Source organism: Variovorax sp. P4_B10 (assembly GCF_056402375.1).
In genome coordinates this window covers 72,443-85,433 of the sequence record NZ_JBFUHN010000020.1, presented here as the reverse complement: position 1 = coordinate 85,433, position 12,991 = coordinate 72,443, and the positions used below count along the sequence as shown (strand labels likewise).

At 66.6% G+C, this 12,991-nt stretch carries 11 protein-coding genes; all 11 read right to left on the bottom strand.

From position 1 onward, the window contains the following. Window positions 1-132: 132 nt before the first annotated feature. The gene (locus AC1DXX_RS12200) at window positions 133-549 is read right to left on the bottom strand and encodes a hypothetical protein (RefSeq protein WP_478134461.1); all 417 of its coding nucleotides are present in this window, start codon (window positions 547-549) and stop codon (window positions 133-135) included. Between the two features lie 72 nt (window positions 550-621). Next, complete coding sequence (locus AC1DXX_RS12195; RefSeq protein WP_478134460.1) at window positions 622-2,850, bottom strand: M1 family metallopeptidase; 2,229 nt, start codon at window positions 2,848-2,850, stop codon at window positions 622-624. Window positions 2,851-3,516: 666 nt separating this feature from the next. Then, window positions 3,517-4,842 carry an MFS transporter gene (locus tag AC1DXX_RS12190; RefSeq protein WP_478134459.1) on the bottom strand — a complete coding sequence of 442 codons (1,326 nt, stop codon included), beginning with the start codon at window positions 4,840-4,842 and terminating at the stop codon, window positions 3,517-3,519. A gap of 43 nt (window positions 4,843-4,885) precedes the next feature. Further along, entirely contained in the window at window positions 4,886-5,992 is a 1,107-nt protein-coding gene (locus AC1DXX_RS12185; protein WP_478134458.1) for a porin, read from the bottom strand. A 35-nt stretch (window positions 5,993-6,027) separates the two neighbouring features. Further along, entirely contained in the window at window positions 6,028-6,996 is a 969-nt protein-coding gene (locus AC1DXX_RS12180; protein WP_478134457.1) for a PDR/VanB family oxidoreductase, read from the bottom strand. Window positions 6,997-7,014: 18 nt separating this feature from the next. After that, a complete protein-coding gene (locus AC1DXX_RS12175) occupies window positions 7,015-8,052 on the bottom strand; it encodes a Rieske 2Fe-2S domain-containing protein (RefSeq protein WP_478134456.1) in 1,038 nt (345 codons plus the stop codon). Window positions 8,053-8,078: 26 nt separating this feature from the next. Then, a complete protein-coding gene (locus AC1DXX_RS12170) occupies window positions 8,079-8,300 on the bottom strand; it encodes a recombinase-like helix-turn-helix domain-containing protein (protein ID WP_478134455.1) in 222 nt (73 codons plus the stop codon). A gap of 32 nt (window positions 8,301-8,332) precedes the next feature. Then, complete coding sequence (locus AC1DXX_RS12165; protein ID WP_478134454.1) at window positions 8,333-9,490, bottom strand: FAD-dependent monooxygenase; 1,158 nt, start codon at window positions 9,488-9,490, stop codon at window positions 8,333-8,335. Between the two features lie 30 nt (window positions 9,491-9,520). Beyond that, window positions 9,521-10,513, bottom strand: a complete 993-nt coding sequence (locus AC1DXX_RS12160; protein ID WP_478134453.1) for a Bug family tripartite tricarboxylate transporter substrate binding protein — start codon at window positions 10,511-10,513, stop codon at window positions 9,521-9,523. Window positions 10,514-10,527: 14 nt separating this feature from the next. Then, window positions 10,528-11,499, bottom strand: a complete 972-nt coding sequence (locus AC1DXX_RS12155) for a VOC family protein (protein ID WP_478134452.1) — start codon at window positions 11,497-11,499, stop codon at window positions 10,528-10,530. A gap of 13 nt (window positions 11,500-11,512) precedes the next feature. Then, on the bottom strand, window positions 11,513-12,988 hold the full coding sequence (locus tag AC1DXX_RS12150; protein ID WP_478134451.1) for an aldehyde dehydrogenase: 1,476 nt from the start codon (window positions 12,986-12,988) through the stop codon (window positions 11,513-11,515). Between the last annotated feature and the right edge of the window lie 3 nt (window positions 12,989-12,991).

The following is a 12,991-nucleotide window of genomic DNA, read 5'->3' as shown; positions in this document are numbered from 1 at the left end:
CCGATGGGGTGCCTTGCGCAGCGAAATAAAGGAGGAGGCATGCGGCCATAGGCCGCGCCGGGGGACATTCGCGGAGCAAGGTACCCCGTCGGCGGGATCGCGCCCTGAACAGCGACGCCCCGAACAATCCCGTCAGAGCTTGTACGCCTCCACCGGCCCCTGCGAATAAAACAGGAAGTAGCCCGTCTCGGTCTTGAAGTCGTTCTTCTGCCACCCCGACGGCACCTTGAAGATCGCGAGCTGGTCGCTCGACACGCCGACGAAGGCCGTGTTCTCGCTGTCCGTGGTGATCCTGTTCCAACGCTCGCGCGTCACCGGCTGCATCTGCATCTTGGGCTCGCTCCACTCAGGCGTTCGCACCTTGTCGCGCATGATGTAGCGGTCGCCCTGGCGCTCGATCTTGACGACCTCCTTGAGTGCGCCGTTCTTCTTGATGGCATAGACGCCGACCAGCTCGGCCTCGGGTCCGCCGCCCGCACCGCAGGCCGCCAGCAGCGAAACGCAGGCGCCCGCCACGATGTACTTGAGTAGATTTTTCATGATGGTCATGGTGTGAGGCATGTGCCACCGGACGCGCCTGTCAGGACGCGCCCGGTCGGCATCATGCTTAGGTCACGAGGCTCAGCGCTTGTCGTTCTCGCGCAGCTTCAGGCTGCCCTGGAAGCGCAGCGCGTGCGGGTACTCTTCCTTCCCGCCCGCGTCCACCGCCGCCATCTTCTGCTGGCTCAGCTGCGTCTTGGCCAGCAGCGGCGCCGGCAGGTTCAGCACGCCCTTGATCTGGTCGTACTGCGCCTGCGTGATGCGCCCCACCGACAGCAGGCGGAAGGCGTCGCGCTCGATGTTGAGCAGCAGCGGCTTGTTGTCCGCGAAGGCTTGCGCCTTGGCCAGCAGGTCGCTCCACGACTGCGCGCTGTAGTTGCTCACGTAGTAGTCCTGCCCCGTCGGCCCGGCCAGCACCGCGGTGCAACCCGGCAGGTCCAGCTGCGTGGCGTTGTTCGACATCACGAAGGTCTTGCGCTTCTCCATCGCATCGCCATACGCCAGCGTGACGGGAATGGTCCACGTCGAGGCCGGGAACTGGTTCTGGTTGGGGAACGACTCCTGCGTGATGTTCACGTAGGTGCGGTCGCCGGCGCACTGGGCGTCCACCGTCAGCAACGGAATGCCGGTCTGCCGGATGAGGCTGTCGCCGATCTCGCTGACCTTCTTGTCGGTCACCTTCTCGAGCGAAGTCCACAGCCGCGAGGGCGTGACGTTGCCGAACGCGTAGTCCTTCAGGTAGATCTGCAGGCCCTTCTGCATCGCCTCTTCGCCGATGTAGTTCTGGATCGTCTCCAGCACATGGCTGCCCTTGTTGTAGACGAAGATCGACGGACTGATGAAGCCGAACGAACCCGCATCGTTCAGGTTGCGCTGCACGGGCACCGCGGTGCTCTTCAGGTCGGCCACGATCACGTTGTGCTTGTCCAGCACATAGTCGGAGAAGCTGTAGTACTCGGGGTGGAACTTGATCGTCGTGCGGCGTTCGAACCAGCGCGCGAACGATTCGTTGAGCCACACGTTGTCCCACCAGTCCAGCGTGACCAGGTCGCCGAACCACTGGTGCGCGACCTCATGGGTCACTACCGTCACCGAGTACAGCGTCGGCGTGTCGCCGGGCTTGGTCAGCACCCGGTCGGCGAACTCGAAGATCGAGCCCCAGTTCTCCATGCCGCCGAAGCCGGTGTTGGGCTTGTTGTCGTAGCTGTCGTTGGCCGCGACAGTGTCGAACTTCTTGAAGGGCAGCGGAATGCCGGTGTACTTGTAGTAGTAGTCCATCGACACCTTGGTCCACTCCATCGCGAAGGTGGCCCAGGTGGAGCGGCCCGGCGGCGTGAACCAGCGCAGCGGCATGTCGCTGCCGTCGAGCGGGTTCTTGAAGGTGTCCGCAAGAATGTCGAACTTGCCGCCGCCGAAGAAGGCCAGGTACATCGGCATCGAGGGCGTCTTCTCGAACGACACCTGCTGGTAGCCGTCGGGCAGCACCACGCGGGATTTCTCGGCGCCGTTCGACACGGTCTTCCAGTCGCCCGGCACTTCGGCCGAGATCTCGAAGGTGTGGCGGAAGGCAGGCTCGTCCCAACCCGGGAACCATTGCCGCGCATAGTTGGTTTCGCCCTGCGTCACGATGGCATCGCTGCTCACGCCCTCGGGCGTGGAGAGACCCACCTTGAAGACACCGGTCGCGGCCGAACAGAACGGGTTGCGCGCCACTTCCGCGGGCGGGCAGTACTCCGCATCGGAGAACTGGATCTTGCCGTCCCACTCCATGTGCAGCAGGTACTTGCCCTTCGCAATCTGGCCGTCGTTCAGGCGCAACTGCACGAAGTCGCCCAGCGTCTGCGGCGTCGGGATCAGCGGGATCGCCTCGCCGGGGTTCGACACCTTGCGCAGCGTGGTGCGGCCCTTGGCGAAGTTCAGGTTGTGTGCGGCGACGACGATGGCGTCGACCGGCTTGAGCACCTCGATCTCCACGTCGCCACGGCCCACGAAGGTCTTGAGCGCCGCATCGGGACGGAACCACAGCTTGTAGTTGCTCGGCCAGATGGTGTCGGGCAGTTCCATCGGCTTCGCGGACTTGTCGACCGCGGCAATGGCGGCCGGCGCGGCGGGCACGCCGTCGTCGGGTGTCTTGGCCGCGCCCGTACCGTCGGATGCGGGGGCCGACGTGATCGGGCTCGACAGGCCAGCGCCGGCGCCGGCTCCGAACGAAGAGCCACTGTCTCCTCCGCCACCGCATGCCGTGAGCACGGCAAGGGTCACTGCGGTGATGGCAAGATGCTTCGCGAGGGGATTGCTGAGTTTCTTCATGATCGCCTTTTGGTAAGGACATGCGCTGCCCTGCACGCATCGGCGGATAGCCGGTGATGCGCGGACACGCGCGGTGATGGAATGAACAACGCTTCGAACAGGCAGCACCGCGCCCTCCCGGCGAACAACACGTTCGTCAGGACAACACGATCACGCCGGGATTTGTCTCCAGCCGGCGCGGCACGAACGTGCCACGCCGGGCCACACCGCAGGCGATGCAGGTGGCCCCAGGATGCGAGGGGTGATGGATTCCATTCCCGTCGATGTGCGGGTGGATCGGATGCGGGGGTGGCCTTGAGGCTGGGTGGTGTGCCTTAGCGCCCGCGCATCGGCGCCGGCCGTTGCTGCGCAGCAGAAACGACACGGACTGTGGTCGTCGGGATCAGACTTCTTGCGGCTCTTCTCGTTGATATCACGCGCATTCCCTCGTCCATTGATGTGCGCCAGTTGTAGCTGATCGAATGCGACATCTCAACGACTCGCGGAACTTTTCGCTCTCAAATTGTTCGCGCACGATAAGCCGAATGGCGTCATGGCATGCAATGCATGCCATGCGATACGAAGATGGTTCTGTGGCTGCAACACCTGCTCACGCAGATGACGAAAATCGGACCCGTTCGCTGTGACATCACGGCCACAGTACGAAGGTTCAAGCGGCGGTGAACGCTACGAAAGCTGTGAACCAGAGACTGCAGCCACGCGGTGCGTGCGCTCGCGCCACCACAGCAGCAGGCCGCAGGCAAACACCACCACCTGCGTGCCGATGAGCAGCGCAAAGCCCGCAAAGAAACCCGCGGCCGACGAAGCGGCCGTGACGGCCATACCCGATGCACCCGATGCGCCCGAGCCGTGCGACACCGCGCTGATAACGCCGCCCATCAGCGCCGGCATGAAGCCCGCCACCAGGCTGCCCGCACCATTGGTCACGCCGAAGGCACTGGCCGTGTGCTCGGGCCGCGAGCAATGCTGCACCGTGCTGGGAATCGCCGGGCTCTGCAGCCCCCAGAAGAAATTGGCGGCCACCAGGCAACTCGCGGCCACATACGGATCGCGCGCATTGATGGCCATGAGCACCGACAGTGCCACGCCCACACTCGCGCCCATGAAGATGAACGGCACGCGATCGCGCCCGAGCTTGTCGATGAGTACGCCGCCCGTGAACACCGCGAACACCGTGGCGTACTGCGGCATCGAAGCGATCCAGCCCATCTCGCGCAGCGAGAAGCCGCGCGCCTCGCGCAGGTAGGTCGGGAGCCAGTTGCTGCTGCCCCAGAGATAGGCCAGCGCCGCCGAGGTGAGCAGCGTGATGAGGAACAGGTGCCGCGTGTGCAGCGCGCCCTTCACGATACCGCCCACGCGCGCCATCGCCTCGCCGAGGGACGACGGCTTCACGCCGTCGGCGTGTCCGGCGGGCATGCGCACGAAGGCCAGCACCAGCGGAATGCCGAGCGCGATGTTGAGCACCCCGAGCACGTGGAACGAACTGTCCCAAGCGAACTGCGTGAGCAGATAGCCCACCAGCGGATAGCCGATCGCCAGGCCCAGCCCCGTGCCCATGTTCACCAGCGCATTGGGCTTGCCGTTCTCGTGGCTCTGGAAATGCGCCTTGATGTACGACGAAGCCAGCGAGAACAGCGGCCCTTCCGACACGCCCAGCAACACGCGCGAGGCCAGCAGCAGGCCGTAGCTGTCGAGCATCGGCGAGGCCCAGGTCACCACGCCCCACAGCACCAGCCCGTAGATCAGGCTGCGCCGCACACCGAAGAGCGCCGAGCAGAACGGCGTGAGCACGAAAGCCGACACGCCGTAGCCGAGCATGAACGCCGTCGCCAGGAAGCCCTGGCTCACCCGGTCGTCCGCCGCGAGGCCCACGTGGTTCAAAAACGCGGCATCTGTGATCAGCACCGCGATGTTGATGCGGTCCACGTACGAGATCGCGACGATCACGAACAGGGTGACGACGCCGTACCAACGAAAGTGTTTGCTCTGCATGGCCTCTCCAGCCGGTGGGGTGTTGCTGCTGCTGCGCCGGCGCCTAGAACATGTGGCGCATGCCGAACTCGGTGCCGCTCGAAGCGCGGTTCGGCGCCGTGATCGCACCCGAGAGCGCCTGCGCAGCGCCGTTCTTGTTGCCGATGCGTGCCACCGTCGCATACAGCGCGGTGCGCTTCGACAGGTTGTGCACGTAGCCGATGGCCAGCTTCGACGAGGTGGGCTTCAGCGTCGCGTTGACGGGTTCGAGCTTGTAGCGCGCATACGAAGCCTTGATCTCGCCCGGCCCGATGGGCAGCTGGAAGCCGATGAGCGCGCCCTCGGCGTCGGTGCTGCCCTTCGATTCCTTGTACAACTCACTCGTGAGCTTGAGGTTCATGAGCGAAGGGCCGAAGGTGTAGGCCGCGCCGAGGTTGGTCACACGCAGGTCGCCGCTCGCATAGCGCGTGCGGCCGGTGGCAATGGCGATGTTGAGGCCACCGTTCTGGTAGCCGAAGCGCGCGCCGGTGTGCTCGCCGTCGTGCTTGTTCGACACCCGCGTGCCCGGCAGCACCGAGGTGGAATCGTTCTCGCCCATCGCATGCATCACCTGCCCGTAGAAGCCGCCCAGGTTGGCCGGCAGCAGGTAGCCGATGCTGTTCGAGGCGCGCGTTCCGGTGGGTGCGACCAGGCCGCCGAGGCCCGAGAAGTAGATCTGGTTGGCGCCGATGCCGCCCCCCGTGCCGAAGGGGTCGAAGATGGCCGTGTTCCAGAAGGCGGGCACGTAGTCGCGCCCCAGCCGCACTTCGCCGAACGGGCCTGCCAGGCTCACGGTCGAACGGCGGTTGAAGCTCAGCACCCCCGCCGTGCCATTGCCGCTCGCCTGGTTGTTGGAGTTCGAGGGAAAGCCCGTTGCGCTGTCGTTCTGCAGCCCCATCTCGAGCCAGAAGTTGGCCGACAGTCCGCCGCCCAGGTCTTCGGTGCCACGAAAGCCGAGGCGGCTGAACATGTTGCCGCTGTTGGTCAGCTGCGTCTTGTGGGCCGAGCCGTCGCCGCTGCCCTTCGTGTAGGTGACGGCCGCATCGACCACGCCGAAGAGCGTGAGGGAAGATTGGGCCAGCGCTCCGCCAGCCGCGCTGGCCGCAGCCAGCGTGATCAAGTATTTTTTCATCGGATTTTTCGGGGTGGTTTTTCTGGCCGTGGGCCTCAGATGTCGAGCACCAGCCGCTCGCCCTTGCAGCGCGAGACGCAGATCATCATGGTCTTGTTGGACGCACGTTCGATCTTGGTGAGGATGCCGTCGTGGTGATCGACTTCGCCTTCGAGCACAGAGGTTTCACAGGCGCCGCAGACGCCTTCCTTGCAGCTGTGGTCGGGGTTGAGCCCGGCGTCGATCAGGCTGTCGAGAATCGACTTGCCTGCCGGCACTTCGACGCTCTTTCCGCTCTTCGCACAATGCACCACGCAGCCCTGCGTGGCGCTGGGCGCCTCCACATGCACGGCAGCGAAGCGTTCGATGTGCGCGTTGGCGTAGGCCAGCCGCTCGCAGGTCTTCTCGAACGCGTCGAGCATCGGCGTCGGGCCGCAGCAGTAGTAGTGGCTGGTGGCGCCCTTGCCGGCCAGCAGCGCCGCGAGGTCGGGCGGCGCGCCCTTCTCGTCGTCGAAATGCCAGGTGAGCTGCACCGACTTTTCCCTGGCCAGCGCCTCGATGGCGTCGCAGAAGGCGGCCTCCTTGCGGGTGCGTGCGCAATACAGCAGCTCCACCGGCTTGCCGATGGCCACGAGGCGCTGCAGCATGCACCAGATGGGCGTCACGCCGATGCCGCCGGCCACGAGCACCGAGCGGTCGGCGCCCTCCTGCAGCTTGAAGTTGTTGCGCGGCGCCGAGATCGGCAGCGTCATGCCCACGCGCAGCTGCTGGTGCACATAGCGCGAGCCGCCGCGGCTCTTGCGGTCGTTGAGCACGCCGACCACATAGCGCTGCCGGTCGCTGGAAGGATTGCACAGCGAGTAGCTGCGCACCAGCCCGTTGGGCAGGTGCAGGTCGATGTGGGAGCCGGCCTCGAAGGCGGGAAAGTCCACGGCGGGCGTGGCCGGCCGGAACTCGACACTGACGATGCCGTCGGCCTCGTAGCGCATGGTGTGCACGAGGGCGTTCAGCGTGGGAGAAGACATGGCGATGCTCGCTTCCGGTCAGGCCGTGGTGGCTTCGGCCAGCTGCGCCTGCGCGAGGCCGCGCATGTGGCGGCGCAGGCGGACGATGCCCAGGTCGTGCTGGTACAGGTTCTCGTGCTGGTTGGCGTCGGGCTCCATCTCTTCGAGCATGACGCGGTCCTGCTCCAGCACGTGCCAGTGGCGCGCCTCCAGGCGGTTCTTGTAGAGGAAGCGCCAGGTGTCGCGCTCCCAGCCCGGCGGCAGCTTGCGCACGCGCCAGAAGAAGGTGGCCGTCACGCCCTTCGTGACCGGCGAGAAGGCACCGACGATGATGAAGTTGCCGCCAGGGCCGCCGGTCTTCGGGTACGGAATTTCGAGGCGCATCCAGTGGATGCCGGTGTCGGCCCACTCGGTCCAGTCGAAGTTGACGTTGCGCTGGCCTTCCTTCTCGAACACGAAGCCGATGTCGGTCGGGCGGATGCCGAACTTGGCGCTCGAGTCGCCTTCGGCCATCGAATGCGACTGCTTGTGCAGGTAGGTGCCGTGCATCGGGTCCATCACGTTGTCGAGCACGTAGCGGTAGTCGCCCTTCCACTCGGTGTAGCAGAGGAAGCTCGCGTACTCGGCGTCGTCCGTGAGCTGCTCGGGCAGCACCAGCGGCGGCGGAACGTCGACCGACTCCTTCGCGTTGTAGAGGAACACGGCACCGGCGCGCTCCTGCACATGGAAGTGACGCGTGGCCTGCGAGCCTTCGAGCTTGCAGCCCGGGCTGCCGGGCACGCGCGTGACGACGCCGTCATGGCGCACCTCGACGCCGTGGTATGGGCACGAGAGCCGGTCGCCCAGCACCACGCCCTGCGACAGCGGTGCACCGCGGTGCGGGCAGCGGTCTTCGAGCGCATGCAGCACGCCTTCGCCGTCGCGCCACAGCGCGAGCTTGCGGCCCAGGCGGCGCAGCGAGAGGGGGTTCTCCTTGATGAAGTGCGAGGGGCAGATCGGGTACCAGAGGTCCTTGAGACCGATCTCGAGCAGGTGATCGACCGGGTCTGCGGCGATGGGGGTGATGGCGATGGTCATGGTGGTCTCTCTCTGTCTGTCTCTGCTCAGGCGCCGAGCACGGCCATTTCCTTGCGGTACAGCGCTTCGGTCCAGGGCTGGCCGCCGGGCGTGGCGAGGCAGCTGTCGTTGAGCCGCTGCACCAGGCCTGCGAGGTCGTGGATGCCGTCGGCAAAGGCGCGCTCGATCACGTCGCCGAGCAGGTCTTCGTAGGTGGTCGCGGGGCGCTGGCGCGCCTGGTGCGGTTGGAGATAGCGGTCTTGTTGCATCGTGGGCCTCCGAGGAGTGAGGTGAAATGAAATCAGGCTGCGGCCATGGCAGGCGCACCGAGCGGCACGGCCCAGGCGTCGTAGCCGTAGACCCAGTCGGCGTTGCCGCCTTCGCGCAGCCAGTTGTTGCCGCGCGAGCCGAGCTGCACCTGGCTGGCGCGCGTTATGCGCGTCTTCTCGTAGCCCCGGAGCGCGCCAACCGCGTCGGCCATCGCCACGCCTTCGAGGTGGCGGGCCAGCACCACAGCGTCTTCGATGGCCATGCCGGCGCCCTGCGCCATGAAAGGCAGCATCGGGTGCGCGGCGTCGCCCAGCAGCGCCATGCGGCCTGCGGTCCAGGCGGGCATCGGGTCGCGTTCGTACAGCGCGGTCTTCAGCACCGTGTCGCAGGCATCGAGCAAGGCACGCGCCTCGGGGTGGTAGGCCACGTACTGCTCGCGCAGTTCGTCGACGCTGCCCGGGGCCGTCCACGACTCGAGGTGCCAAGTGTCCTGCGGGGTGGTCGCGAAGATGAAGATGTCCTTGCCGCGATTGAGCGGGAAGGTAACGATCTGGCTCTGCGGGTTCGGGCCCCACCACTTGGTGAAGGCGCCGAGGTTCGGCACGCCGGCCACGCGCTCGGCGGGCACCACGGCGCGGTAGGCGACGATGCCGGTGAAGCGCGGGCTCTCTGCGCCGAACATCGCGGTGCGCACGCAGGAGTGGATGCCGTCGGCGCCGAGCAGCGCGCCAACGCGGGCGCTGGTGCCGTCGGTGAACGAGAGGTTCACGCCCGTTGCGTCCGCAGCGATGGTCTCCGCACGCTTGTCGAGTGCGACCCGTTCGGCAGGGAACATGTCGGCCAATGCAGCGAGCAGGTCGGCGCGATGGATGGTGAGCTGCGGTGCGCCGTAGCGCGCTTCGGCCGAGTCGGCCATTTCCAGGCGCGAAGTTTCTTCGCCGCTGTCGTAGGTGCGGCTGATGCGGTGCGACGGGCGGGCCGCCGTCACACGGGCCGCCTCGCCCACGCCGAGGCCGTCGAGCGCGCGCACGGCATTGGGCGTGAGGTTGATGTCGGCGCCGACGCGGGCGAACTGCTTCGCCTGCTCGAACACAACGACGTCGTGCCCGGCGCGCCGCAGCGCGATGGCAGCCACCAGGCCGCCGATGCCGGCACCGACGATGCCGATGGTGGATTCGCTTGTCTTCATGGGTGTTGTCTCTGCTTTTTTGTCTGCGGCTCACTCGGCCACGATGTTCCGGGCCTTGATGATTCGGGCCCACACGGCCGTTTCGTCGCGGATGTGCGCGGCGAACGCGGCGGGCTTCATCGCGGCGTCTGTCATGCCCTGCGCCTTGAGGCGCTCGCGCACGTCGGGCTGGGCCAGCATCTCCGCAGCGTCTTTCGCGAGCTGCTCGACGACCGCGGGCGGGGTGCCCTTGGGCGCCAGCAGGCCGTACCACGAGGTCACGGTCACGCCCTGGATGCCTTGCTCCGCCAGCGTCGGAATGTCGGGCGCAGCGGCGCTGCGCGTCGCCTCGGTCACGCCCAGCGCGACGAGCTTGCCGTTCTTGATGAAGGGCATGGTCGCGGGCAGGTTGCTGAACATCAACGGCACCGAGCCGCCGAGCACGTCGTTGAGCGCCGGTGCCGTGCCCTTGTAGGGCACATGCAGCAGGTCGATGCCGGCCTGCTGCTTGAACAGCTCGCCCGCCAGGTGCAGGCCGCTGCCCACGCCCGGCGAGGCATACGACAGCGTGCCGGGCTTGGCCTTGGCCTGCGCCACCAGCTCCTTCGCGCTCTTGATGCCCGACGACGGCGAAGCCACCAGCACGTTGGGCGCCTTGGCGAGCATGGTGACGGGCACGAAGTCCTTCTCGATGTCGAACGGGAAGTTCGGCATCAGCGTCGGATTGATCGTGAGGTTGCCGGCTGGCACCACGAGCAGCGTGTGGCCATCGCCCTTGGCGCGCTTGACCTTGTCGATGCCAATGTTGCCGGCCGCGCCGACGAGGTTCTCGACCACTGCGGCCTGGCCGTAGCGCTTGGCGAGTCCATCGGAGAGCACGCGGGCCAGCGTGTCGACCGGGCCACCGGGCGGGAACGGCGAGACGATGGTGAAGCGGTCGCTCGACAGCTGCTTCTGTGCGTCGCTTTGCGCGTGCACAGGCGAGGCGATGGCGAATGTCGTCAATGCTGCGAACAAGAGGGAGAATGAAAAACGTCGTTGCATGGCGGTCGTGCAGTTCATTTCTTTTCGGTGAGGAAGGCACCTTTGGGGCCTTCCGCGTTCTTCTGGCGGCGGGTGTTGCCATCGAGCCCACCATCGACCGCCCATTCGGCAAACACCGTCGGACCTGGCTCGAATTCGCGCGGTTGCCAGTCGGCGGTGAGCTGGTCTTCGTCGGCGTAGTACTCGATGAGTCCGCCAGCCGGGTTCTTGAAGTACCAGAAGTAAGCCGACGACACCGGGTGCCGCCCCGGGCCCAGCTGCGTGTCCCAGCCGCAGCGCGAGAAATGCAGGCCGCCGCCGAAGACTTCGTGGATGTCGCGCACGGTGAAGGCCACATGGTTGAGCCCGCGCTTGCCTGAAGGAATCTGCAGCAGGAACAGGTCGTGGTGACCGCCCTCCGCCGCGCAGCGCATGAAGGCGCCGCGGTTCGGGTAGCTGTCGGACGAGACGAAGCCGAAACGCTGCGCGTAGAACGCGCTGGTGCCCACTACGTCGTTGACGAAGAACACCACGTGGCCGACCTCGATGGGCGTCGCGTGCTCGTAGATCGGCGCGGCCTGGTTGACGCGCGGCTTGGCGTTCCAGGTGTTCATGGCGCCACAGTCGACTTCGACCGCGTGCTTGCGGCTGACCTGCAGGCGCACGGCCAGGCCGTTGGGGTCGATGCAGCCGATGCGGCGTGCGCCATCGACGGTGCTGTCGAAGAAGGCCGGGTCTTGCGCGATGGCGGCGGCATAGCGGTCGAGGTCCGCATCGCTTTCCACGCCCCACACCACTTCGCGCAGCGTCGGGCCCTCTTCCATCGCGGGTGGCAGGCCGGCCTTGTCCAACGCCGCGACGACCACCTTGCAGCCGTTGAGGCACTCGAAAACGAGTTCATCGGCCGCTTCCGACTTCAGCGCGAGGCCCCAGTCCTCGAAGAACTGGCGACAGGTGGGCAGGTCGTCTGCCCCGTAGGTGATCTGGTCGATGCCTAGAACGCTCATGGTGGTGTCCTCTTCAGTTCGCCCACGGGAGCGGTTGGTCATTGGTGCCCCAGTACATGCTCTTCTGCTCCATGTACTGGAAGATGCCTTCGCGGCCCTTCTCGCGGCCGAGGCCACTGTCGCGCCAGCCGCCGAACGGCGTGGAGACGGAGAACTGCTTGTAGGTGTTGACCCAGACCGTGCCGGCCTGCACCGCGCGGCCGAGCTTCCAGGCGCGCTTGAAGTCGCGGCTCCAGATGCCGGCGGCGAGCGCGTAGACGCTGTCGTTGGCCTGCGCGATCAGTGATTCCTCGTCGTCGAAGGGCATCGCGACGAGCACCGGGCCGAAGATTTCTTCCTGGCTGGTGCGCGCGCTGTTGTCGAGGCCTTCGATGATGGTCGGCCTGTAGAAGTAGCCATGGTCATAGCCGTCGCCGTGCGGGCGTACGCCGCCCGTGCGAATTCGGCCGCCTTCGGACACGCCGAGGTCCACGTAGCGCTCGATGCCTTCGCGGTGCTTGGCCGTGATGAGCGGCCCCATCTGCGTCTGCTCCGACGCCGGGTCGCCCACGCGCAACGCATTGGCGCCTTCGGCCAGCCGCGTCAGGAACTCGTCGTAGATGCCGCGCGCCACGAACAGGCGCGAGCCCGCGATGCACGACTCGCCCGACGAGCTGAAGATGCCGTACAGCACCCCGTTCACCGCATGGTCGATGTCCGCGTCGTCGAGCACCATGGTGGGCGACTTGCCGCCGAGCTCCAGCGACACCGGCATCATCTTGTCGGCCGCGATGTGCGCGATGTGCTTGCCGGTGGTGGTGCCGCCGGTGAACGACACGCGCCTGACCAGCGGATGCTGAGTGATCGCGTCGCCGATGACCGAGCCCTTGCCCGGCAGCACGCTGACGATGCCCTTCGGCACGCCGGCCTTCTCGCAGATGCGCGCCAGTTCCAGCGCCATCAGCGGCGTGACCTCGGCGGGCTTCACGACCACCGCATTGCCGGCGGCCAGCGCGGGCGCCAGTTTCTGTGCTTCGCTCGCAATCGGCGAGTTCCACGGCGTGATGGCCGCAACCACGCCCATGGGCTCGTGCACGCTCATCGTGACGAAGGCGCCGCGCGAGGGCGTGATGGTTTCTTCCAGCGTCTCCAGCGCGGCGGCGAAGAACTGGAAGGTGCCGGCCGCGCTGGCCACGAGGTTGCGCGTTTCATTGATGGGTTTGCCGTTGTCCAGGCGCTGCTTCTGCGCGAGCGACTCGCCCTCTTCGCGGATCAGCTGCGCCACGCGGTGAAGCACGGCCGCGCGCTCGTGCGGCAGGCGCTGCGCCCAGCCGCTGGTACGGAAGGCGTGGTCGGCGCGCGTGATGGCCTCCTCGACGTCGGCCAGGCTCGCGGCCTTCAGGCGCGCGATGGGCTCGCCGGTGGCTGGGTACAGGCTTTCGTAGACGTCGCCACCGCCCAGGCGCCATTCGCCGGCGATGCAGATCGGGAGAAGTTCGGAGGAGATCATGGG

Coding starts and splice junctions, on each gene's coding strand:
- AC1DXX_RS12200 (WP_478134461.1), bottom strand. CDS start 549: ATGACCATCATGAAAAATCTACTCAAGTACATCGTGGCGGGCGCCTGC.
- AC1DXX_RS12195 (WP_478134460.1), bottom strand. CDS start 2,850: ATGAAGAAACTCAGCAATCCCCTCGCGAAGCATCTTGCCATCACCGCA.
- AC1DXX_RS12190 (WP_478134459.1), bottom strand. CDS start 4,842: ATGCAGAGCAAACACTTTCGTTGGTACGGCGTCGTCACCCTGTTCGTG.
- AC1DXX_RS12185 (WP_478134458.1), bottom strand. CDS start 5,992: ATGAAAAAATACTTGATCACGCTGGCTGCGGCCAGCGCGGCTGGCGGA.
- AC1DXX_RS12180 (WP_478134457.1), bottom strand. CDS start 6,996: ATGTCTTCTCCCACGCTGAACGCCCTCGTGCACACCATGCGCTACGAG.
- AC1DXX_RS12175 (WP_478134456.1), bottom strand. CDS start 8,052: ATGACCATCGCCATCACCCCCATCGCCGCAGACCCGGTCGATCACCTG.
- AC1DXX_RS12170 (WP_478134455.1), bottom strand. CDS start 8,300: ATGCAACAAGACCGCTATCTCCAACCGCACCAGGCGCGCCAGCGCCCC.
- AC1DXX_RS12165 (WP_478134454.1), bottom strand. CDS start 9,490: ATGAAGACAAGCGAATCCACCATCGGCATCGTCGGTGCCGGCATCGGC.
- AC1DXX_RS12160 (WP_478134453.1), bottom strand. CDS start 10,513: ATGCAACGACGTTTTTCATTCTCCCTCTTGTTCGCAGCATTGACGACA.
- AC1DXX_RS12155 (WP_478134452.1), bottom strand. CDS start 11,499: ATGAGCGTTCTAGGCATCGACCAGATCACCTACGGGGCAGACGACCTG.
- AC1DXX_RS12150 (WP_478134451.1), bottom strand. CDS start 12,988: ATGATCTCCTCCGAACTTCTCCCGATCTGCATCGCCGGCGAATGGCGC.